Raw genomic sequence first — 20,891 nt, forward strand, 5'->3', positions numbered from 1 at the left:
GGTTATACCGAAAGTTGGATTATCCCGAATCTTCAGAAAAAACCGCTTATTCACCAGCTTTTTATAAAAAGATTCGGGATAACTTTTCCATACTTTTAAGACACTTCCGCTGGGATTGGAACGATATATTCCTAAAATTCGGGATAATCTTTTTTCCTGCATCACAGACCGTAGAGCTGTCTTAGCATATCTTCATCGCTAACCGTGTAATTCACTGATTCCGCATCGGCAAGGCCTGCCCCCATGGCTTTTTCAATCGCTTTCCGCTTGGCTTCCGTATCCGCGTAAGCGTAGATCAACGTTGTTTCAACCTGTTTGTGCCCCAGCCACTGGGAAATCATTGTCAAATCCATTCCATGCTGGTATAAGTGCATGGCCCTGGTGTGCCTCCACAGATGAGGATGAACCCGTTCCGGCACATCGGGGCAGGTTTCCCTTGCCAGTTCCGCATACTTTTGGATGCGGAGCCTTGCCGTATCATCACACATTGCGCTGCGGGAACCTTTTCGCTCTACATAAAAAAGCCATTCTGTTGAAAAGGCACTTTCTCCTTTATGAAATGCACCCATGTAGTTATCCAGATGTTGTACCGTATCCTTCATCAAGGGGACTACCCGGATCTTGCCGCCCTTTCCATGAAGCGTCACAGTTGGTGTTTTGTCAATCCGCAGATCACAGATTTTCACATCCAGGGCCTCCTGAATCCTTGCGCCTGTGTCATAAAGAAAGATCATCAGGAATTGATCCCGCAGTCCCATTTTTGTGCGAGTATCAGGTGCCGCAAACAGAGCCTTGACCGCAGCTTCGGACATATAGTCCACCTCCCGGAAACGCTCCTTTTTCTGAATCTTAATCGCTGCCAGTTCACTGGACAAACTGATATACTCCGGCCTGCAGGCAGAAGCGTAAGTAATAAATGCTCGTATGGCGGCCAGTCTGTTATTCCGGGTAGCAGGGCCTACGCCTTTTTCTTCTGAAAGCCAGTCCAGGTATGCCACTACCATTTCATAACGGATCATCCCAAATGTAACCGACATCATGGGAATCTTTTTCTGTCCCGCTATATATTTCAAAAGCTGGTTCCACGCAGTGCGGTATGCTTTTACGGTATTGCTGCTGGCGTGCCGCTGGTTTGGCAGGTAGATCAGGAGAAAATTCCTCAACAGGCTGAACAGCTGCTCGTCTTTTACTTTTCCCATAGTTCTACCCTCGGAATCAGGCCGTTCATGGCTTCCCAGTCAATCCCGGCTGATTTCACCAGTTTTTCCGGAAGCAGATGGATATAGTACGCGGTTGCCTCCCAATCCTTATGGCCCATGTATGTCTGCAGATAAGGAAGCCGTGAGGAAAGTTCTTTCTTTTCATCCAGCCAGCGGTTCAGGACAGCCGTTGCGAACCGGTGGCGGAGGTCATATACCCGGACGGCAGGAAGAAGGTCTTTGGGAATTCCCGGTTTTGTGCGAGCAAAGAACCACTTAAATTTCCCCTGCATCTTCTGGGCGGAATAGGGGCCGCCATCCGGCGCGGGGAAGAAATATGCGCTTCCCGGAAATGCGGCATCCCGGATGCCGGCATAAGACCTTGCAAGAAAAAGCATGTCCTCCGACATTACGATAGTTCTGCTTTTACGCCATTTTGTTTCAATGATCCGTACTTCTCCGCTGTTCAAGTCAACCTCGTTCCGTTTCAGATGCCTCCCTTCGTTTGGCCGCAGGCCGCAGGTATAAGTCATCCGAAAGTATGTACGGAGCAGATGCGGACGGAATGGGTCGCGTGGATACTGGTAACAGTCGATTTCATGGAACAGCGCTGCCAGCTCATCATCCCCAAACAGATAAGGAATGAATACAGTGCCTCCGGCAGTAAACCGGTCTGGGAGGATATATGCCGCTTTCCCTATGGATTTTTGATATTTCCCCAACGCCCTGACAAAAGCTGCCTTCCCGTGGATGGTCTGCGGTGATTTCCCCGGTTCTGGCTTCAGCCAGTTCAGCACAATGGCCTGGGTAAGCTCCTGCTGGCCGGGATATACTTCAAAGCAACGGCGGTCAAAACTTTTGGCCTTTTCCAGGTAAGTGTTTTCGGAATAACCGAGGGCGCATTTCAAAGCGATCATACTTTCCAGATCCTGTGCAAATCCACTGGCAAACTTATCATTCATCCCTCCAACCCCCTTTCCAGCGGGATACCTTTAAAATCAAGGGCGCATTCTTTTAAGCTGCTGGTATCCAGGGAAAGGTACTGCCTTGCAGACTTTGGGTCGTCATGTCCCAGGATCTGTGTGATGGTTGTGAGCGGCGTTCCCGTCACCAAAAGCTTTTTTGCCAGCCGCCGCCGGAGTCCATGGAACCCTTTCCCATCAAAGGCATGGCGGTAAATCCCGGCTTTCCTTTGGTATTGCTGAAACATACATCCAATGCTGACCGCATCCGCCAGCCCTGTCCTGGGGGCAATCAGGCGCAAAAATACTTCCGGGCTCTCAGAGCGCGGCCTTGCATTCAGGATATAATCCTGCAAGGCTTCTCCCGCCTCCTTAACCAGCGGGGTATAGCTTACACGCCCTGTTTTTCTCTGGGTAAATCGGATTTCGCCCTTCCGCCAGTCAATGTCTGTCAACTTTATCCGGATCAGGTCTCCGGCCCGTAGGCCTGTTGTTGCCGCAAGGAGGATGATGGCGCGGTCCCGTTTTCCCATCTCGCTGTCTGTATCAATCACCCGTAGGATCTGGTCCAGTTCCTCATCCGTTACATAGCTTTGGATTGGCATATCCCGATATACCCGGTAGGAGAAAAGCTCAACACAATCCGGGGCCGGGAGGCTGCTTTCTTTCAGAAATATGTGGAAATGTTTCAGATAGAGCAGGATGTTATGCAGGCTGGAGGTTTTTACTTCCGCCGCCGTTTTCAGGATAAATTCCCGGACCTGTTCTACCGTCACCCATTCCAGGGAAGCATACCCTAAAGATTCAAAGTAATGCAGGTATCTGCGGACTACCCACACCACATCGTCCCTGGTATTCGGGCCATAGCCTTTATAATCCAGGAAAAGGTCGATGAGCTTCTCGCTATCCTCCGAGACCGGATACTTTGTCCCATGCTTTGGCATATTTAAATGCAAGGTTCCCGTCAGATAGAACTCGTCCAGGCGGTTTGCCGCCGATTTTACCCGTTTGTAGTAGTGGATGGAGATTTCTTCCCGATCCAGACGTTCTTTCTGAAGATCCACAAGCTCCCTGGTGATTGCCGGGTCATAGAAACATACGCCTCTTTTTTCATAATAAACGGCAACAGTCTGAAATTTGGGCGTGATATTTCTCCAAATGGTTGCTTCGCTGTAGCCCAGCTTTCTTGCCTCAGCAATGATCTGGGCGATCATCTCGTTAATGGTTTGCTTTTGTGTTTTCATAAGCACAGCCTCCTTGATATAGTCAGGTAAACTTCCTGCTGTAAACTATTATCAAGGATGGATGTATGGGAAGCTATAAGATTATCCCGAATGTTGGGAAGCTTCTGATGAAAAAGTATTGAAACCAGCTCAAAAGGGAGAAAAAGTTATCCCGAATTTTTTGAACGAAATCAGCATGGAAACAGGCTGAAAAATAAGGTTTCGGGATAATCCAACTTTCGGTATAACCACTTTTGTTCGCAAACAATATCCGTATCCTTTACACGATGATTTACTTTTATTATCATAGTCGTAATAAGTATATAAACTACTTACATATAAGCACCTAAAATATGAAAGGGCTGATAAAATGATGACCTTTGAAAAGGTTTTAGAAGTATTCAACGATTACCTAAATAAAGATAGTGTTTTGGAGGTGGTGAACACTAAGCGAGGATACACCGTTATGATTTGGGATGAAAAAGATGAGCAATGGTTTGGTGTGGAACATTGCAAAGCCCCCGAGCTTTTACGGGATGCCTTACTTGATGGCTATCGTGATTTTTTAGAGCAACAACTTACTCATAACCGCAGGAGTTTAACCGAAACAGAAATCTTAGATATTCAAAACCGATGTGAACAGCTTTATGATTTGTGTGGAGAATAAAAAAATAACCTAAAAAGTGCGATAGCCTGTGTAGGTGTCGCACTTTTTTCAGTTGGCTTGGCTTACGAAAACAGCGTTAATTATTCCGCAGTTTCTCTTGCCTTTTTCAAGCCTTGAGCCGTAGCTTCCATCACGATAAGCTCCTTTTCTTCCATATCATTCAACAGTACATCAACTTGTTTGCGGCGATTGTTGTCGCCATCTTCATTGCATGGAAAAAAGAACTGGTCTACAGAGATGTCAAGCAAGGTAGTAATGAGATAAAATTTGTTAAGCCTTGGGTGCTGCCCCCTGTTCTCTATATACATAATAGAGCGTGGCGTAAGGTCTACCAGTTGGGCAAGATATTCCTGTGTCCACCCTTTTGCTTCCCGAGCTTTTTTTATCGCTATACCTAACGGCTTAAAATCAAGTTTTCTTTCATCTTGGTACATTTTAATATCATCCTATATCATTGTACATTTCGGGTGATGATATTTGAACGAAGTATGATTTTATGTTTAGTAGTGTATAATTTCGTATTAGTGGAGAGAAACTTGCTATTATTCGTCATTCCGTATATAATAATTATATACTCTTTGCGAAAGGAAGTTGATATTATGAATTACATTTCTGTGAAAGCCGCTTCTGAAAAATGGGGCATATCGGAAAGACGGATACAAAAATTATGTGAGGAAAATCGCATTGACGGAACTGAAAAATTTGGTCGTGCATGGATGATACCAAAAGATGCAGAAAAACCCGTTGATGGACGTATGAAAACAAGGAACAAACAGGAGGAGAATCATGGAATTTAATGAAAAGCTACAACAGCTTAGGACTGGAAAGAACTTAACGCAGGAACAACTTGCGGAGCAATTATATGTATCAAGAACAGCCATTTCAAAATGGGAAAGCGGCAAGGGTTACCCTAACATTGAGTCGCTCAAGTGTATTTCTAAATTCTTTTCTGTGACCATAGATGAACTGCTATCGGGCGAAGAACTGATTACACTTGCCGAAACTGAAAATCGTTCCAACTTGAAAAAAATTTACAGTTTCATTTATGGAATATTAGATATGATGGCGGTTACTTTTATACTTTTGCCGTTGTATGGTAACCTTGTTGACGGATATATTTATTCTGTCAATCTACTTTCATTTACAGACACTACCCCAATATATCTTGCAATCTATTGGATTGTTTTTATTGTTTTGATTGCACTTGGGATAGCGAAACTGATGTGTGTTTGTTTTGAAAAGGAATCATGGAGCAACATAATCACAAAATGCTCTCTCGTGCTGAGTACGCTTTTTATCTGCTTCTTCGCTGCGGCAAGACAACCCTATGTAACCGCCCTTATGTTTCTGCTATTTGTTGCTAAAATATTTGTCTGGATAAAGCAAACCCAAACAAAGTAAAATGCCATAAACCCTTTAAAATAGGCTCTGACACGATAAGTGTCGGAGCTTTTTTCGTGCTGACATCTATTGTGTCGGCATTGTGACGGTAGATTTCTTGGCTTCTATGCAATACTCGTGGATAATAAGATTGTGGTCAGCGAAAACAAGAACAGCAACCCACGGAAAGGAGAATCAAATATGGATTATATCATTGAAACAGAAAATCTTACGAAGCGATACGGAACAGCCACCGTTGTCGATAAGGTAAATCTTCATGTGCCAAAGGGCAAAATTTATGGTTTGCTCGGCAGAAACGGAGCAGGCAAAACCACAGCAATGAAAATGATGTTGCAGCTTGCTTTCCCAACGGAGGGAACGGTACGCTTGTTTGGCACAAACTATAAGGAAAATATCCATACCCTTTATAGCAAAGTAGGCTCTATTATCGAAACACCGGGATTTTACAGTAATTTAACAGGGTATGAGAATTTGCAAATTCTCGCTAAACTGCGAGGGGGAGTATCTAAAAGTGGAGTAGAAAAAGCTCTTGAAGTTGTGGGGCTGCATAAGGAGAAAAGAAAAGTCTTTTCCGATTATTCCCTCGGAATGAAGCAACGGCTTGGTATTGCCGCCGCCATTATGCACGAGCCGGAGCTTTTAATACTTGACGAACCGATTAACGGACTTGACCCCATTGGAATAGTTGAAATACGCTCATTTTTATCTGAACTTAGTCACAATCATGGCATTACCATTTTTATCTCAAGCCATGTTTTAAGCGAGATTGAACAGATAGCAGATATTATCGGCGTTATGCACGAGGGGCATTTAGTAGAGGAAGTGAATATATCCGAGCTTCACAAAAGGAATCGAAAATACATTCAATTTGATTTATCTGACAGTGAGATAGCCGGAAAGATTTTAGAAAACCACTACCACATGACGGATTTTACAGTGCAGGACGGTACGGTGAGAATTTATGACTTTAGCCAAAGTGTTGGAGAAATCAATCGAGAATTTGCACGAAATGGACTGCTCGTGACAAGGATAAATGATAGTGAGGAAAACTTAGAGGACTACTTTTCTAAACTGATTGGAGGTGGCGGTATTGCTTAATCTTATTTCTTGTGAATTATTAAAACTAAAGCGTTCAAAAATGGTGCTAATTAGTGTGGCAGGGGTATTATCTACCCCACTTTTGATGTTAATAGAAGCCTTGCAAACACATTTTGATAAGCCGGAGATTATCTTTACCTTGTCTGACATATACAGCGACAGTGTACTGTATATCATGCTGCTGGTAAACATTATGATATATGTGGCAATTGCAGCTTACTTGTTTAGCAGAGAGTACACAGAAAGCACCCTCAAAACCATATTGCCCATACCCATTTCAAGGACAAAACTATTAATTGGAAAATTTTGCACCCTGCTTCTTTGGATTGTTATGCTAACCCTTGTAACATGGGCAGGTATATTTATCGTTTGTGGGCTATATGACGCTGTCTTTACATTGGAGGGATATAGCTTACTAGTGGCAATAGTATGGCTCCCCAAGTTTTTGTTTGGCAGTATCCTGATGTTTTTAACAGTTTCTCCTTTTGTGTTTGTTGCTATGAAAACAAAAGGATTTGTCGCCCCGATGATTGGCTCTGCCGTGATTGTCATGGGAAGTGCCGCACTTTCAAATCAAGAATGGGGAGCGTTGTATCCGTGGACAGCCACCTATTTCTTGGTGCAGGGTAAACTTCAGAGTACCGGCTATCCTACACTGCTGTCTGTATCTATTATTATTCTTGTATCAGCAGTTGGTTTTCTTATGACCTTTCATCATTTTAAAAAGGAGGATTTGAAATAATGGTACTTGATTTTATAGAAATTTTAAAAGTTATTTTTCTTGGAATTGTTGAGGGTATTACTGAGTGGCTACCTATCAGCAGCACAGGACATATGATTCTTGTGGACGAATTTATCACACTTAATATGAGCGAAGCATTTAAAGAAATGTTTTTTGTTGTTATTCAACTTGGAGCTATACTCGCAGTGGTTGTAATGTTTTGGAACAAGATGTTTCCCTTTCAATTTAAGAACAAAGCACAGTCAATTGTTAAAAAGGATACTTTCTCGTTGTGGTTCAAGGTTGCGGTAGCTTGTGTACCGTCAGCTATTATGGGGATTCTATTTGATGATTATTTGGATGCTTACCTCCAAACCCCCATTGTGATTTCAATCATGTTAATCTTTTATGGTTTGTTATTCATTCTCATAGAAAATTGGAATAAAAAGCGTACTCCTACTACTATGGCACTTTCTGACATCAGCTATAAAACAGCAATCTTGATAGGGGCATTTCAAGTGTTATCACTTATACCCGGCACATCACGGTCGGGAGCAACGATTATAGGTGCTTTACTCATAGGAGTTTCACGAGTGGCAGCAGCAGAGTTTACTTTTTTCCTCGCAGTACCTACTATGCTTGGAGCAAGTGCTTTTAAGCTGTTAAAATTCGGGTTTGAATTTACAAGTGCAGAACTGCTCGCTCTTGTTCTCGGTATGGCTGTGGCATTTGCGGTATCTGTCTTAGTAATTAAATTCCTAATGAACTTTATCAAAAAACATGATTTTAAGGTGTTTGGTTGGTATCGAATTGTGCTTGGTATACTTGTTGTACTTATAAAATCTTAATAATGCGTTTTCTTTGTGCGCGAATAAAAATGCCAGTTGGTCCTTAAGATCAGCTGGCATTTTTGTTTCTGGGGATGGAAAACAACCCAGAGATTCTCGTTGTCGATCTCCTCCTGATTTTAGTTTGCATGGTGAATTTTGCAAATTGAATCTACAGGAGGTTAATAATGGGATTTAATTATGGATATGAGAAAAAGAAGTTTGATAGTAGATGGAAGCGTTTAGAAGTTGAGTATTGTGATGCAGGGATGAGCGAAGAACAGATTGCTGCCATGAAAGAATATGACTGGGCATGGTTTTGCAGTCAAAGGGTTTTTCAAAACCATACGCAACCAATACCTTGTGAACAATATGATGAAGTATGTGGTCAATCACAGCTGTTCCGAAAGTTTGCATCGTTATCTTATCAATGGGATGTTGATAAGATTGATCAAACGCGATATGGATGGTTGGCTTCGGTGGAAAACGAACAACTACTGTTGAGATTGAAGAAGCTGTCGAAGAAAGATTTGGAGCTATTGACATTACTTTTTGTGGATGGTTATCGTCAAATTGATGTAGCACGTCTTTGGCATTGTTCCAGAAGTGCTGTTGCACAAAGATTTAAAAAAATAAAAAAATTTTTGAATAACACTTAACAAATGAAGCGTATCAGTGCCTACCCATTGAGGGAAGAACATTCTCCCAATGTGGAGCTTGACAATTTCATAGACGGCATTTCCGGTACATAACCTATGTACGAGCGAATCAGGCACGCCGCGAAGATGGACAGCCCCAGGAGGTGATGAATAGGACTGTTCCGAGCGATCCACGTCAGCCTGATACCCGAAAGTGGCATTTCAGGGCGCGATGACTGCATAGGGGTTAAAGATACTTCCTCACGGCCTCCTAAAGACTTGGGGGGAACTCTGCGGCGCACGAGTAAAACGACGCTGTGGAGTTATGACAGCCGCGCCAGCGGAGACCGGAATGTCCCCATCGCCAGGGGTGCGTGGCAAATGTGGCGAGTAAATTTTTCAAAGTCAGATACCATGCGCTGGCAGCTTCGGTTGCCAGCGCATTCATGTGATTTTGAAAGCAACAACCACATCTTTGACAGAAAGGGGGACCACCTATGGAAAAATTGATTTCGCGGAAAGAGGCTGCCAAATTACTGGGGATTAGCATTGCCACTTTGGATGCAGCTCGAAACAGTGGGCTAATTTCCTATGTTCAGTATGTGCAAAATGGTTGCGTGTACTTTACAGATGCTGGCCTTCAGGAGTATATCGCAAAATGCACCCATCGTGCAAAGCCAGTGGAAAAAAGCGCTACATACCGCAAGCTGCGAAGTGTCCGAGCTTGAGCTGTTCCGTATCCTTGCTGGAACCTAATATGTCTGATAAAACAAAGGTACAGCGCTGGACATTATTCTTAGGAGGTGACGGAATTGGCAAAAAGAAAAAGGGCAATTCCTCAATATGGTACGGTCGTGCTTAACGGCATTGAATATTATAGAACCAGAGTCGAAGATTCGGATGGAAACAGAGTGGCGCTTTATGCAAAGACGCCCGAAAAGCTTTATGACAAGGAACTGGAGGCGTTAGAGCAGATTGACAGTACTACGTTTCGTCGAAGATCGCCTACGGTTGCTGAGTACTGTGAGAAGTGGCTGCTGATGCAGTCCGTCCATGTTCGGGCCACCACCTTGACAGATTATACCTCTAAGGTGCGGCGGCACATTATTGGAGGGCTGGGAGACAAGAGAATGGCTGATGTATCCCTGGATGACATCCAACTTGCCCTCGTACCTGTTTCCAAGAAGTCGGCTTCGGTTTATAAGTCTGTGGTGATTCTCTGCAAGTCCATTTTCCGGGCGGCCAAGGAGAGCCATGTGATTGACGAGGACCCGACCATATACCTGGATGCAAAGGGAGGAGTTCCCCAGGAAGAAAGACAGGCATTGACGGATGAACAGGTTGAGCGGCTTTTGGACACGATCCGGGATTTGCCGCCCTATGTATTTGTGATGATCGGTTTATATGCCGGTCTGCGCCGGGAAGAAATCCTGGCGCTGCAATGGGATTCTGTGTATCTGGATGCAGAGGCTCCGTACTTAACGGTACGGCGGGCATGGCACACAGAACATAACAGGCCGGTCATTCTTACCGAGCTAAAGACCAAAGCGGCACAAAGAAACATTCCTCTCCCGGTCTGTCTGGTTGAATGTCTGAAAGATGCAAAGAAAAAATCCACTTCGGATTATGTGATTGCCAATCGGGACGGTGATCCGCTATCCTATACACAGTTTAAGCGGCTGTGGCAGTATATTGTGACGCGGACTGCAAAGCCGAGAATGGCCAGAAAACTTGTGGACGGAAAGTATGTAAAATATATGCTTTACCCGAAACTTGGAGAAAAAGCCAGGAATAACGGCCATGTGGTATATAGCCTGGATTTTGAAGTGACACCGCATCAGCTGCGGCACACCTACATCACCAATCTGATTCATTCTTCGGTGGACCCCAAAACGGTACAATATTTGGCGGGCCATGAAAGCAGCAAAATCACGATGGACATTTACGCAAAGGTCAAATACAACAGGCCGGATGATCTTGTCAAAGCAATGGGCTGTGCCTTTGACTTATGGGACGCTGTGTAAGTTCCGAACAATTCAGAAAATGAAGTAAGAGCGAGACAAGGATGTCTCGCTCTTAGTTTTTCCTTGGCCGTATCTTTGATTCAATTTGAAATCTCTGATAAAAAGGAGGTGTAGATACATCACCACGCGAGAAAGGAAATTAATTATGGCAAAGAAGAAAAAAAACATACCTCAATATGGAACCGTCACACGAAAGGGTGTCCTGTATTACAGAACCCGGATTCTGGACGCAGACGGCAAGCAGGTGAGCTTGTATGGGACTACCTGCGAGGAACTGTACGATAAAGAGCAGGAGGCGAGACGCCAGGTAGCGGAGATCATCTTCCACCGGGAGCATCCTACTGTGGCCGAGTATTGTGAGAAGTGGCTGTTGATGCAATCCGCAAAAGTGTCGCCGGCTACACTGAAGGGCTACGCCTCCAATATGAAGAACTACATTATCAAGCCTTTGGGAGATATGTATATGGAGGAAGTAACAGCGGATGATATTCGTCTGGCGCTGATCCCATTGTCCAATAAGTCCGAGAGCCTGCACAATACGGTGAATATGCTCCTCAAGTGCATTTTTTACTCGGCAGAGCGGAGCCAGTTGCTGGAATACAATCCGTGTGAGGGGATTTCGGCAAAAGGAGGGAAACCGACCCAAAAGAAAGATTCGCTGACAGACCAGCAGGTGGAAGTGCTGCTGGAAACCGTCAAAGGACTTCCGCCGTATCTGTTTACCATGATCGGCTTATATGCCGGTCTGCGCCGAGAAGAAGCTCTCGCCTTGCAATGGGATTGTGTGTTCCTCGATGCACCCACTCCATATATCTCTGTGCGGCGCGCATGGCGATCAGAGCATAACAGACCGGTTATCTCTACAACGCTTAAGACGAAAGCAGCAAGAAGGGATATTCCCATTCCCAAATGCCTTGTGAATTGTCTGCGGGAAGCCAAGGCTGCCTCCAAATCGGAATATGTGATTGCCGATAGTGAGGGACAGCCCTTGTCATATTCGCAGTTCAAACGTGTCTGGCAGTACATCGTTGTTCGGTCTACCAAGGAGCGTACCTATTATAAGTATGTGAACGGACAGAGCATCAAGTACACTGTTCAGCCGAGTCTGGGAGGACATCAGAAAAACAATCCCAACATTGTGTATAGCCTGGACTTCGATGTGACACCGCACCTGCTGCGGCATACCTACATCACCAATCTTCTGTATGCAGGTGTTGACCCCAAGACGGTCCAGTACCTTGCCGGACATGAGAACAGCAAGACAACTATGGACATCTATGCAAGAGTAAAGTATAATAAACCAGAACAGCTATTCGATGTAGTAAATTCTGCATTTCATCAAGCTGTCCCCTCGTAAAAGTGGCCTGTTTTTTGGTTAAGGAATAGGACAACCGAGGGGCCGAGGCTCAAAAAAGCCCGGAATATCAAGGAAAATCATCGCTCAGACGATTGAAATACGGTCTGAAGGCTGCTCGCCGCGCTCCCCAGTTCTCCAAGCGCTGATTTCAGCCCGTCCCTTTTATGCAATCAAAATCCCCGAGGCCCTGTGGCTTCGGGGATTTTTCTTTTTATGTACGATCACCGTTTCAGCCGGTAAAAGCGCTGATTGCCCTCTTCCAGAGGGACCACGATCTGCTTTTCCGCCAGCTGGTTCAGCAGGATGCAGGCCCGGGCCCGGCTCACCCCCAGCAGGGCGGCCAGCTCGGCCGAGGAAGCCCGGGAGTAGTTGGTGAGATGTTCCACAATGGCGGCCTTCTGGACCGCGTCCTGGGCCGGCGCCGGGACCTGCAGGGCGCTGCAGACCGGCACCGTCAGCCCTGCCGACATGGACAGGGTCAGGGTAATCCGCTCGGGGTCAAACTGTTCCCGAATCACCGGAGGCGGCCAGCCCTGGGCGTTCCAGACATTGTAAATGTTGGGCAGGCCCCGGCCGGTGCCGGTGCCCACGTCGATCAGGTTGAGCATCCGGGTCAGTGCGCTGTTGCGGGGGTCCGAGATGCCCCCGCTGAGGGCCTCCGGCAGACCAATTCGGAAGCCGCCCGGATTGATGAAGGTGATGTTGTCGGGCCGCCGGGTGATTTCCACCCCCTGGCGGCTGTGAAAGTCGGCGTTGTCCAGGCAGTTGGCCAGGGCTTCCCGCAGGGCATTCCGCACCGGCTCCTGAGACAGGCCCCGGCCCAGCCGCCGGGATACTCCGCAGTAAAAGTCATAGAGGCCGCCGCTCCAGGTCCCCGAGGAGGACAACAGGCGGCCGGTCCAGGGGCCGCCCGGGACGGCCTGTTCCCGGTAATCCAGCTGATAGTTGGGAAACACCTGCCGGATGGCCGGTTCCCGGCCAAACATCAGCAGGCCGGCGACGGTGGGGTGAAGTTTCTGGTCTGGGCCCCGGTCCGCCGCGCCTATCCAGCGGAGAAACTTGTTGTCGCTGTCCTGCTGGGAAATGTGCCCGGGCCGGCAGGCTTCCATCCGGGCCCGGTAGCGGTAGAGGCTGTTCCTGTCCAGCACATCCAGAGAGACATCCTTCAGCAGGGTCATGTCCTGGGTTTTGACGGCGGCGTCCCGCTGCATGGCCCGCACTTCTTCGGGGGTGCAGCGATAATCCCCCTCTCCGCTCCGCCGGTAGGTGCCCCACATGGGGTCCCCCTCGATGTAGATGGGGCGGTCGGTGCGCTGGGCCCGGGGCACTCGAATCACCAGAATCCGCCCGCCGCCGGTCTCCTCGATGGACAGGCTCCCCCGGGAGAGGATGTTGGCGCTGACCCGGTTGGGATCGTTGACGATCTCCCAGAATTCCTCTGCCAGCCGCTGGGGCGCCGGAAGTTCCAGCGCGTGGAGGGACTTGTCGGGCAGTTCCTCCACCCCCAGCAGGAGCAGACCGCCCATGGTGTTGGCAAAGGCAGAATAGGTCTCCCACAGGCTCTTGGGCAGACCGCCCATCGCCTTCTTGGCCTCGATGCGGTTGTTCTCGCGGTATTGTTCCAGATGATCCAGGTCGATCACAGGCGGGCACCTCCTTGCAGGTTGGACGGCCGTATGTTATTCTTATCATATCATAGGCCGCTGCGGGAAGCAAACGAAACCTTTGCCCGCCGGAACCAAACCGGTGTAAACGGAAGCCCTTCGGTTCATAATGAAAGGTACAAAAGGAGGCAGACAAGATGTGCACCAGTATCGCGATGCAGCAGGGCGGCGGCCTGTTCGGCCGCAACCTGGACCTGGAATATTCCTTTGGGGAACAGGTGGTGGTGACGCCGCGGCGGTATCCCCTGCGGTTCCGGCGTCAGCCGCCGCTGGACCGGCATCTGGCCATGGTGGGGATGGCCCACATGGCGGATGGACACCCCCTGTATGCGGAGGCCGTCAACGAGGCGGGGCTGTATATGGCGGGGCTGTATTTCCCGGGGAATGCCTGGTATGAGCCCGAGGTGTCGCCGGAATGGGACGCCGTAGCTCCCTATGAGCTGATTCCCTGGGTGCTGGGCAGCTGCGAGACCCTGGCCCAGGCCAAAGAGAAGCTGGCCCGATTCCGGCCGCTGGGGGTGGCCTTTGCGGAGGGGCTGCCCCTGGCAGCCCTCCACTGGCACATTGCCGACAAGACCGGGGCCGCCGTCCTGGAAGCCACCCGGGACGGGGTCCATCTCTACGACGACCCGGTGGGGGTTCTCACCAACAACCCGCCTTTCCCCTTCCACCAGCTGAACCTGCGGCAGTACCAGGCCCTCACCGCCCAGCCCCCGGAAAACCATCTGGCGCCGGGGGTGGATCTGGCTCCCTTTGGCCATGGTATGGGCGCCCTCGGCCTGCCGGGCGATGCCTCCCCGGCGTCGCGGTATGTCCGGGCCGCCTTCAGCAAGCTGAACAGCCCCGACCAAGGGGATGAGCTGACCCGGGTCACCCAGTTCTTCCACCTGCTGGACACAGTGGCCATGGTGCGGGGAACCGTCCTCACCCCCGAGGGAAAATACGACCTCACCACCTATTCCTGCTGCTGTGCCGGCGGAACCTACTATTACAAGACCTACGGCAACAGCCGGATCACGGCGGTTCGCATGGCCGGAACCGACCTGGAAAGCGACCAGCCCATGGCCTTCCCCCTGCGGGAGGCGCAGGACGTAGCCTTTGAGAACTGATTCCACAGCCAAAAAACAAAACCGGCATACCCCGGGCTGACAGAGCCTCGGGAATGCCGGTTTTTCGTTTCAGATGCCTGCACTTGGGTCTGGAAATCGCACAATGGGAATCACAGGATCAGCGGGCAGAGCACTGCGGTCAGGATGCCTGCAAACACCAGGGACAGGCTGCTGACCGCCTCGGCGGTCTGGCTGATTTCGGCCGCCTTGGAGGTGCCCACCACGTGGGCCGACGTGCCAAAGGCCACGCCCTGGGCCACCGAATTCTGCAGCCGCAGAGCCTTGCACAGGGCGGGGCCCAGGATGCTGCCCAGAATGCCGGTCAGGATGATGGCGGCCGTGGTGATGGCGGGCTCGCCGCCGGCGGCCTCGCTGACCACAATGCCCATAGCGGTGGTGATGCTCTTGGGCATCAGAGAGACGGTCAATACCTCATTCAGGCCGCACAGGCGGGTCAGCAGCCACACAAAACCCAGACTGGTCAGGGTGCCGGCGGTGACGCCGGCCAGAATGGCGGGCAGATTGTGCCGCAGGCGGCTGAACTGGGCATACAGCGGGATGGCCAGGCAGACGGTGGCCGGGGTCAGCAGCCAGGAGAAGGTGGCGCAGCCTTCCTGATAAGCCTCATTGGACACGCCGGTGAGGACCAGAACCACGCCGGCCAGCAGAGCGCCCACCAGAATCGGGTTGAAAATCGCCATGCGGGTTTTCTGCTGGAACATACGGCCCAGCTCATAGGCGCCAAACGTCAACAGGATCGCAAACAGCGACGATCCGGAAAGAAACTCACTCATCGGAAACCTCCTCCGCCTGGGCAGCGTTTTCGATCTGGCTGGAAGCATCCAGCAGGCCCTGGGTTACCAGGCCGCTGACGGCGAACACCACCACCGTCGAAAGCACAATGATGGCCAAAACTGCCGGCCAGACGCTGGCCAGCAGCGGCCAGCTGTCCATCAGGTCCACCGACGGCGCAATGAACAGAACCGGCATCAGGCCCAGCAGAAACTGGCCGCAGTCCTGCACGGAACTCAGTTTCAGTTTTCCGCTTTCCAGCGCTGCGAACAGAAGCACCAGGCCCCACACCGCCGCCGGGACCGGCAGCGGGACAGCCGCATGCAGCACTTCACCTGCCAGGGTGAAGCCGATAATCCAAAAAAATTGACGCAGATAACGCAAAACCAATCCCCTTCTTTTCATTTTCAATATCATTGATTCTTATCATCCCACAGCCCCTCTATGGACCATGCAGCGGCTATTGTACCACAACACTCTCCCCTGTACAATGTGCAAACCATCCCATATTCTTCCCCCATTTTCACGCTTTTTTGAAAAAAAGCTTTGCAAAAAACTTTACTGGGTACCATACAGTTTCCGGATCTCCCAAGGTTCCGCGGGGCCGTTCCGCTCCGGCTCGTTCCCGGCGTTTGTGCCTGCGGCACGGAACGATGCAAACTACCTCATAGCCTGGTTTTCTGACCCGTAGAAAAGCTTTATAAAAAACGAATTCCCATTCCCATAAAAGGAGCAGGGCAAACACAGCGACCGCGTCCTGAGAACGGAATAGGTCAGCACCCACTTTTACAAAGGCATGTATTCGTTCGCAGGAACTGAAAAAGAAAAAGCGTCTGCAAATGCAGACGCTCGGTGAAAATCGGATTAATTGACATCAGGCGTTTCCTTCCCAGACCTTGCCGTCCAGGGCAACTTCCGTCAGGGTATCCCCCTGGTAGCACAGTTTCAGGGAGAAAAAGGGCCGTTCCTCCGCCAGCAGGCGGAAAAAGATTTTGTCACCCTCCCAGATGGGCAGGCTGGGCACCTGGTCTCGGGGCACCCATTCCAGAACGCCCTCGGCGCTGTCGCCGCAGGCGGGTTCCCCTTTCCACTGGTCGGCGGTGAACAGGTGCATATACTCCCCCACCCCGTCCAGCACAAAGGTGATGATTCCCCGGTAGCGCCAGCGGGTCAGGGTGACGCCGGTTTCCTCTTTCACCTCCCGCAGGAGGCATTCCTCCGGGCTCTCGCAGGATTCAAATTTGCCGCCCACCCCGATCCATTTGTCGTGGTTGCAGTCGTTTTTCTTTTTGGTGCGGTGAAGCATCAGCCACGCTCCGTCCCGTTCCAGATAACACAGGGTTGTATTCTGTGCCAGTGCCATGGTCGTTCCCTCTCCTTTACATCTGAAATCTTTTGCAAAAAGCGCCCCGCCGGGCGTGAATGCCGACGGGGCGACGTTGGGTTTTGTTGAAATGGTCAGGCCTTGCTGCCCTTGCGGCTGCGGCCCTGGCCCGACTGGTTCAGCTTCCGCACCAGGTCATCCTGCTGGCGGCGCTGCCCCGGGGTGGGCCCATGGGAATAGCTCACCTCATTGGTATGGGGCGCCGTCCGGGCGGTGATGTCGTCCACCCGCTCCAGATTCCATTCCTGGTTTCCTCCATGGACTTCCAGCCAGATCTGGGCCTGAGCGCCGTTGGAGGTGTTCATGCCCACCAGGTCGATGTACTTGTTGGCCAGCACACTGCGAATCCGCGTCCGGCCGTTGCGCAGCGGTTCCAGCACCCAGCACTGGCTCAGGCCGCTGGTGCGGCTCCACTGGTGCAGCCAGGTGCCCTCCACCACGCCGTCCTGGACCAGGTCAATCATCTTGCCGGTGAATCGGTTCTGAATCCGCCAGCGCCCTTCGCCTGCGTCCACAAACCGCCACTGCTGCCACGGGTGCCCGGCATAATCCCACAGCTGAATGAATGCACCGTTGGCGGTGCTGAAGTCCTTTACTTCCAGCACCTTCCCGTTGGGTGCTTTAATCAGGTAATATTCGTTCTCTGATAAGACAACCTGCGATGCCCGTGCCATAAAATGACCGCTCCTTTCCCTGGGCACAATGCCAGTTACGTTGATACTATTATAATAGCACAGGCCGCATCTGTCAACAAGAACAATTTTTTAAGTTATTCTTGATAATTTTTATACGCAGTGTTTGCATTTTCAGAATACGCCCGGCAGCCAGTGGGCCAGCTCCCACCCTGCCGCGAAAGAAACCGCATTGGCTCCCAGGGCATACAGCCAGGGGTGCGGCTTCTGGTTCTCGGCCCAGCGGAGCCGTCTGGCGTAGACCAAGCCCTCGGTGAAAAACACCAGCAGCTCCAGCAGGCCATACACCAGCACCGTCAGCAGCGGGCCGCTGAAATAACTGCACAGGTTCAGCAAAAGGTTCAGGGCCAGCTGGGTCACCAGGTTTACCTTGAGGATCAGGGCCAGCTGATCCCGCCGCCGCAGGCCGAACAGCAGCCAGGCGGCTGCGGTTTCCAGGGCGATGGTCAGGGCGGCCCGCACCAAAAGTCCCAGCACCTCCCCGGCATAGTCATAGCTGGACCGGACCGTCAGGCCCTCCCCTGTGGCCGTCACGGTGAACCGGCTGTCGAAAGCGTAGCGGCTCACCGGCTCGGTGCTGCACAGGTACCGGTCCTCCTCCGGCAGCCAGACTAAAATATAGAACGTCTCGGGGGGATAATAGCTCCACACAAACCGCCCGGTCTCGGTGCAGTCGGCATAGTTCCCCAGAAAATACCACCCCTCCGGCTCCGGATAGCGGACAAAGGCATCCCAGGCCTCGGGGTCTCCCCTCCAGTCCAGATACTCTTCCTTGGCCGACCAGGGCCCATATTGGGTGACATTGCCCAGCAGGGTCGCATAAAAGCGCTGACCCTCCAAGCCCTGAAAGACGACTTCCACCGAGGGCTTGGGGCCCATATCGGCGGCGGCAGGCAGGGCCGCCCCCGCCGCCAGCACCACCACGGCCAGCAGCAAAGTCAGCCTGCGGGTCCAGTTTTTCCATCGTTTCATGGTATGATCCTCCTTCCGGCTGCATTCTCTTTACTGGAAATACGTTCCTGCCTTCGGTTTCATTGCCGGGCAGACCAAATTCCGTCCCTCCCGGCCGGGTGTGCCGTATTCACATTTTGTTCATATTGCGCGCACAGACCGGCCTTTTTATGGCCTGAAAGGCCCTTCTTTGTCCTCGCCGAACGGACATTTTGCGTTTTCGCTTTAGCGGCACAAAGTAAACCACTTTACCCCGAATCACTTTCATGATTACACTTTCATTCACCCGATACCTTCAATTATTTCAGCATATCACCCCATTGACTTTACCGCTCATTTGGAGTATAGTAAAGGTGCGGAAGGGTGCGCAACACCCTCGAGACGTAAAATCAGGGCGCGGGTTCTTCCGGCCTGAAAAATAAAAAAGGCCCTTTGCGGCCGAAAAAATTTTAGTGGAGGTTTGCACATGTTGTACTGTTACATTCTTGGTTGTGGCATCGCCTGTCTGATCTTCACCGGCATCAGCAGTATGGACACCGTTGATGTCAAGCCGGTCGAGATCGCCATCAATACCCTGCTGTGGCCTGTTGCTCTGGTCCGCCATCTGGTGCGGGCAAGCAGCCGCCGTTCCATGCAGATGCATATTGCAGCACGTTGAGTTTTGCAGAGCCAACGTTAAGACAGCTGGCCGCCGTTCCGGGTCTCCCGCCGGAGCGGCGGCCTTTTTGCGTCCAAACGCCGGGACCGTTAAAAAGATCGCAAAGGGTCTGTATTTTTTCGCTGAGTATGTTATACTGATAGAAAGTACAGCCCGGGCATCCGGGCCGACGAAAAGCGAGGTAAAAGGATCATGAAGGAATACGCATTCGGCATCGACCTGGGCGGCACCACCGCCAAAGTCGGCCTGTTCACCACCGCCGGCGCTCTGCTGGAAAAATGGGAAGTTCCCACCGACACCTCTGAGAAGGGTGTCCGCATCCTGCCCAATCTGGCCGCGGCCGTTCTGGGCAAAATGGAAGAAAAGGGCCTGACCCCCGATCAGATCGAGGGCGTGGGCATCGGCGTGCCCGGCCCTGTGCAGGATTCCAGCGTGGTGCCCATCGTCTGCGCCAACCTGGGCGGCTGGGGCCAGCAGGATGTGGCCGCCAACCTGTCCCTGCTGCTGAACGGCATGAAGGTTCTGGTGGGCAACGACGCCAACGTGGCCGCCCTGGGTGAAATCTGGATGGGCGCCGCCAAGGGCTGCCGCAGCGCTGTCATGGTGACCCTGGGCACCGGCGTGGGCGGCGGCGTCATCGTCAACGGCAAGGTCATCGACGGTGCCCACGGGGCCGGCGGCGAGATCGGCCACATCACCGTCAACAAGAACGAGACCGCTGTCTGCGGCTGCGGCAAGCACGGCTGTCTGGAACAGTATTCCAGCGCCACCGGCGTGGTCCGCTGCATGAAGAAGCTGCTGGAAGAAAACCCCGATGTTCCCTGCACCCTGCGGGGCACCGACTTTGCCGCCAAGGATGTGTTTGACGCAGCCCGCGCCGGCGACGCTCTGGCCGCCAAGGAAGTGGACCAGATGACCGACGACCTGGGCCTGGCTCTGGCCATCATTGCCGCCACCGCAGACCCCGAGGTCTTCCTGGTGGGCGGCGGCGTGGCCCGGGCCGGCGACGTCCTGTTCCAGCCCCTGACCGAGCGCTACAAGACCTACGCCTTCAAGTCCTGCCGGGAGACCCCCATCAAGCAGGCCAGCCTGGGCAACGACGCCGGCATCTACGGCGCCGTCCGTCTGATCGTGGGCGCCTGAGCTGCATTTGAGCCCCTGAATTTATGAGAAAAGGAGTGTACCATCATGCTGAACCTGCTAAAAAAAGCCTTCTGGGTTCCCTATGAGCCCGCCGACGTCTACCCCACGGTGGAAAAGGCTCATCAGGCTATCGCCGCCTACTGCGAGAAAAACGGCCTGTCCTGTGCTTTTCCCGGCGACGACCAGGCCGTCATCGACGGGAAGCTCTATGAGATTTACCGCGGATATGAGAGCGGAAGCCGGGGCAACTACGGCGTCAAGTGCAGGGAAAAATAAGACGTTCCTTTTATAAAGAGAAGGCCCTGACCCGCTTCTCCATCCTGTGACAAACAAAACAGCCGCCGCCCTTCGTTCTGAAAGGCGGCGGCTGTTGTTTTTGAA

Annotated in this window: 24 protein-coding genes; 14 read left to right on the plus strand and 10 right to left on the minus strand. The window is 51.2% G+C overall.

From position 1 onward, the window contains the following. Window positions 1-161 precede the first annotated feature (161 nt). The 3 genes from B5E67_RS13065 to B5E67_RS13075 are packed head-to-tail and all read right to left on the minus strand — an operon-like array spanning window position 162 to window position 3,405. Window positions 162-1,199: a site-specific integrase gene (locus B5E67_RS13065; RefSeq protein ID WP_087385628.1), complete on the minus strand. Its 1,038-nt coding sequence runs from the start codon at window positions 1,197-1,199 to the stop codon at window positions 162-164. Further along, window positions 1,187-2,161 (minus strand): tyrosine-type recombinase/integrase, encoded by a 975-nt coding sequence (locus B5E67_RS13070; RefSeq protein ID WP_015544015.1) that lies wholly within the window; start codon window positions 2,159-2,161, stop codon window positions 1,187-1,189. The genes B5E67_RS13065 and B5E67_RS13070 overlap by 13 nt, the downstream gene beginning before the upstream one ends. Beyond that, entirely contained in the window at window positions 2,158-3,405 is a 1,248-nt protein-coding gene (locus B5E67_RS13075) for a tyrosine-type recombinase/integrase (RefSeq protein WP_087235132.1), read from the minus strand. The genes B5E67_RS13070 and B5E67_RS13075 overlap by 4 nt, the downstream gene beginning before the upstream one ends. A gap of 349 nt (window positions 3,406-3,754) precedes the next feature. Between B5E67_RS13075 and B5E67_RS13080 the strand changes: the two genes are divergently transcribed. Beyond that, complete coding sequence (locus tag B5E67_RS13080; protein ID WP_002576327.1) at window positions 3,755-4,051, plus strand: hypothetical protein; 297 nt, start codon at window positions 3,755-3,757, stop codon at window positions 4,049-4,051. Window positions 4,052-4,131: 80 nt separating this feature from the next. Here the strand turns inward: B5E67_RS13080 and B5E67_RS13085 are convergent, their stop codons facing one another. After that, window positions 4,132-4,485: a helix-turn-helix domain-containing protein gene (locus tag B5E67_RS13085; protein ID WP_002576326.1), complete on the minus strand. Its 354-nt coding sequence runs from the start codon at window positions 4,483-4,485 to the stop codon at window positions 4,132-4,134. A 165-nt stretch (window positions 4,486-4,650) separates the two neighbouring features. Here B5E67_RS13085 and B5E67_RS16120 point away from each other — a divergent pair, with 165 nt between their 5' ends. The 9 genes from B5E67_RS16120 to B5E67_RS13135 all read left to right on the plus strand — a co-directional run bounded on the left by B5E67_RS16120 (window position 4,651) and on the right by B5E67_RS13135 (window position 12,117). Further along, entirely contained in the window at window positions 4,651-4,848 is a 198-nt protein-coding gene (locus tag B5E67_RS16120; protein WP_009246557.1) for a helix-turn-helix domain-containing protein, read from the plus strand. Continuing rightward, complete coding sequence (bcrR, locus tag B5E67_RS13095; RefSeq protein WP_002576325.1) at window positions 4,838-5,452, plus strand: bacitracin resistance transcriptional activator BcrR; 615 nt, start codon at window positions 4,838-4,840, stop codon at window positions 5,450-5,452. The genes B5E67_RS16120 and bcrR overlap by 11 nt, the downstream gene beginning before the upstream one ends. A 180-nt stretch (window positions 5,453-5,632) precedes the next feature. After that, on the plus strand, window positions 5,633-6,550 hold the full coding sequence (bcrA, locus tag B5E67_RS13100) for a bacitracin ABC transporter ATP-binding protein BcrA (RefSeq protein ID WP_002576324.1): 918 nt from the start codon (window positions 5,633-5,635) through the stop codon (window positions 6,548-6,550). Continuing rightward, window positions 6,543-7,292, plus strand: a complete 750-nt coding sequence (locus B5E67_RS13105) for an ABC transporter permease (RefSeq protein ID WP_002576323.1) — start codon at window positions 6,543-6,545, stop codon at window positions 7,290-7,292. Before bcrA ends, B5E67_RS13105 begins: the two co-directional genes overlap by 8 nt. Beyond that, window positions 7,292-8,119, plus strand: coding sequence for a bacitracin resistance undecaprenyl-diphosphatase BcrD (gene bcrD / locus B5E67_RS13110; RefSeq protein ID WP_002576322.1), 828 nt, complete (start codon window positions 7,292-7,294; stop codon window positions 8,117-8,119). The genes B5E67_RS13105 and bcrD overlap by 1 nt, the downstream gene beginning before the upstream one ends. A 167-nt stretch (window positions 8,120-8,286) precedes the next feature. Then, window positions 8,287-8,757, plus strand: coding sequence for an RNA polymerase subunit sigma-73 (locus tag B5E67_RS13115; protein WP_002576321.1), 471 nt, complete (start codon window positions 8,287-8,289; stop codon window positions 8,755-8,757). 476 nt (window positions 8,758-9,233) lie between these two features. Continuing rightward, the gene (locus B5E67_RS13125) at window positions 9,234-9,464 is read left to right on the plus strand and encodes a hypothetical protein (RefSeq protein WP_002576320.1); all 231 of its coding nucleotides are present in this window, start codon (window positions 9,234-9,236) and stop codon (window positions 9,462-9,464) included. Between the two features lie 84 nt (window positions 9,465-9,548). Next, window positions 9,549-10,760 (plus strand): site-specific integrase, encoded by a 1,212-nt coding sequence (locus B5E67_RS13130; protein WP_002576319.1) that lies wholly within the window; start codon window positions 9,549-9,551, stop codon window positions 10,758-10,760. A 145-nt stretch (window positions 10,761-10,905) separates the two neighbouring features. Next, the gene (locus tag B5E67_RS13135) at window positions 10,906-12,117 is read left to right on the plus strand and encodes a site-specific integrase (protein ID WP_002576318.1); all 1,212 of its coding nucleotides are present in this window, start codon (window positions 10,906-10,908) and stop codon (window positions 12,115-12,117) included. Window positions 12,118-12,338: 221 nt separating this feature from the next. On the opposite strand, the gene B5E67_RS13140 is transcribed toward B5E67_RS13135, so the two are convergent. Continuing rightward, window positions 12,339-13,760, minus strand: a complete 1,422-nt coding sequence (locus B5E67_RS13140) for an RNA-binding domain-containing protein (protein ID WP_087385629.1) — start codon at window positions 13,758-13,760, stop codon at window positions 12,339-12,341. A 158-nt stretch (window positions 13,761-13,918) separates the two neighbouring features. On the opposite strand from B5E67_RS13140, the gene bsh reads away from it, so the two are divergent. After that, the gene (bsh, locus tag B5E67_RS13145; protein WP_087385630.1) at window positions 13,919-14,890 is read left to right on the plus strand and encodes a choloylglycine hydrolase; all 972 of its coding nucleotides are present in this window, start codon (window positions 13,919-13,921) and stop codon (window positions 14,888-14,890) included. Between the two features lie 110 nt (window positions 14,891-15,000). Here bsh and B5E67_RS13150 read toward each other — a convergent pair whose 3' ends face one another. From B5E67_RS13150 to B5E67_RS13170, 5 genes are all read right to left on the minus strand, one after another. After that, window positions 15,001-15,684: an LrgB family protein gene (locus B5E67_RS13150; protein WP_158098901.1), complete on the minus strand. Its 684-nt coding sequence runs from the start codon at window positions 15,682-15,684 to the stop codon at window positions 15,001-15,003. Beyond that, window positions 15,677-16,066 (minus strand): CidA/LrgA family protein, encoded by a 390-nt coding sequence (locus B5E67_RS13155; protein WP_158098902.1) that lies wholly within the window; start codon window positions 16,064-16,066, stop codon window positions 15,677-15,679. Before B5E67_RS13155 ends, B5E67_RS13150 begins: the two co-directional genes overlap by 8 nt. 490 nt (window positions 16,067-16,556) lie before the next feature. Continuing rightward, complete coding sequence (locus B5E67_RS13160) at window positions 16,557-17,045, minus strand: 8-oxo-dGTP diphosphatase (protein ID WP_087385633.1); 489 nt, start codon at window positions 17,043-17,045, stop codon at window positions 16,557-16,559. Window positions 17,046-17,140: 95 nt separating this feature from the next. Beyond that, entirely contained in the window at window positions 17,141-17,740 is a 600-nt protein-coding gene (locus B5E67_RS13165; protein WP_087247610.1) for an RICIN domain-containing protein, read from the minus strand. A 132-nt stretch (window positions 17,741-17,872) separates the two neighbouring features. Further along, complete coding sequence (locus B5E67_RS13170) at window positions 17,873-18,730, minus strand: hypothetical protein (RefSeq protein ID WP_087385634.1); 858 nt, start codon at window positions 18,728-18,730, stop codon at window positions 17,873-17,875. 445 nt (window positions 18,731-19,175) lie between these two features. On the opposite strand from B5E67_RS13170, the gene B5E67_RS13175 reads away from it, so the two are divergent. From B5E67_RS13175 to B5E67_RS13185, 3 genes are all read left to right on the plus strand, one after another. Further along, window positions 19,176-19,367 carry a hypothetical protein gene (locus B5E67_RS13175; protein ID WP_242956992.1) on the plus strand — a complete coding sequence of 64 codons (192 nt, stop codon included), beginning with the start codon at window positions 19,176-19,178 and terminating at the stop codon, window positions 19,365-19,367. A gap of 192 nt (window positions 19,368-19,559) precedes the next feature. Further along, complete coding sequence (locus B5E67_RS13180) at window positions 19,560-20,510, plus strand: ROK family glucokinase (protein WP_087385635.1); 951 nt, start codon at window positions 19,560-19,562, stop codon at window positions 20,508-20,510. 45 nt (window positions 20,511-20,555) lie between these two features. Next, on the plus strand, window positions 20,556-20,786 hold the full coding sequence (locus B5E67_RS13185) for a DUF4318 domain-containing protein (RefSeq protein WP_242956994.1): 231 nt from the start codon (window positions 20,556-20,558) through the stop codon (window positions 20,784-20,786). Window positions 20,787-20,891: the final 105 nt, after the last annotated feature.

This window comes from Faecalibacterium sp. An122 (assembly GCF_002160895.1).
In the GTDB taxonomy this organism is placed as follows: Bacteria; Bacillota; Clostridia; order Oscillospirales; family Ruminococcaceae; genus Faecalibacterium.

Coding starts and splice junctions, on each gene's coding strand:
- B5E67_RS13065 (WP_087385628.1), bottom strand. CDS start 1,199: ATGGGAAAAGTAAAAGACGAGCAGCTGTTCAGCCTGTTGAGGAATTTT.
- B5E67_RS13070 (WP_015544015.1), bottom strand. CDS start 2,161: ATGAATGATAAGTTTGCCAGTGGATTTGCACAGGATCTGGAAAGTATG.
- B5E67_RS13075 (WP_087235132.1), bottom strand. CDS start 3,405: ATGAAAACACAAAAGCAAACCATTAACGAGATGATCGCCCAGATCATT.
- B5E67_RS13080 (WP_002576327.1), top strand. CDS start 3,755: ATGATGACCTTTGAAAAGGTTTTAGAAGTATTCAACGATTACCTAAAT.
- B5E67_RS13085 (WP_002576326.1), bottom strand. CDS start 4,485: ATGTACCAAGATGAAAGAAAACTTGATTTTAAGCCGTTAGGTATAGCG.
- B5E67_RS16120 (WP_009246557.1), top strand. CDS start 4,651: ATGAATTACATTTCTGTGAAAGCCGCTTCTGAAAAATGGGGCATATCG.
- bcrR (WP_002576325.1), top strand. CDS start 4,838: ATGGAATTTAATGAAAAGCTACAACAGCTTAGGACTGGAAAGAACTTA.
- bcrA (WP_002576324.1), top strand. CDS start 5,633: ATGGATTATATCATTGAAACAGAAAATCTTACGAAGCGATACGGAACA.
- bcrD (WP_002576322.1), top strand. CDS start 7,292: ATGGTACTTGATTTTATAGAAATTTTAAAAGTTATTTTTCTTGGAATT.
- B5E67_RS13115 (WP_002576321.1), top strand. CDS start 8,287: ATGGGATTTAATTATGGATATGAGAAAAAGAAGTTTGATAGTAGATGG.
- B5E67_RS13125 (WP_002576320.1), top strand. CDS start 9,234: ATGGAAAAATTGATTTCGCGGAAAGAGGCTGCCAAATTACTGGGGATT.
- B5E67_RS13135 (WP_002576318.1), top strand. CDS start 10,906: ATGGCAAAGAAGAAAAAAAACATACCTCAATATGGAACCGTCACACGA.
- bsh (WP_087385630.1), top strand. CDS start 13,919: ATGTGCACCAGTATCGCGATGCAGCAGGGCGGCGGCCTGTTCGGCCGC.
- B5E67_RS13150 (WP_158098901.1), bottom strand. CDS start 15,684: ATGAGTGAGTTTCTTTCCGGATCGTCGCTGTTTGCGATCCTGTTGACG.
- B5E67_RS13160 (WP_087385633.1), bottom strand. CDS start 17,045: ATGGCACTGGCACAGAATACAACCCTGTGTTATCTGGAACGGGACGGA.
- B5E67_RS13165 (WP_087247610.1), bottom strand. CDS start 17,740: ATGGCACGGGCATCGCAGGTTGTCTTATCAGAGAACGAATATTACCTG.
- B5E67_RS13170 (WP_087385634.1), bottom strand. CDS start 18,730: ATGAAACGATGGAAAAACTGGACCCGCAGGCTGACTTTGCTGCTGGCC.
- B5E67_RS13175 (WP_242956992.1), top strand. CDS start 19,176: ATGTTGTACTGTTACATTCTTGGTTGTGGCATCGCCTGTCTGATCTTC.
- B5E67_RS13180 (WP_087385635.1), top strand. CDS start 19,560: ATGAAGGAATACGCATTCGGCATCGACCTGGGCGGCACCACCGCCAAA.
- B5E67_RS13185 (WP_242956994.1), top strand. CDS start 20,556: ATGCTGAACCTGCTAAAAAAAGCCTTCTGGGTTCCCTATGAGCCCGCC.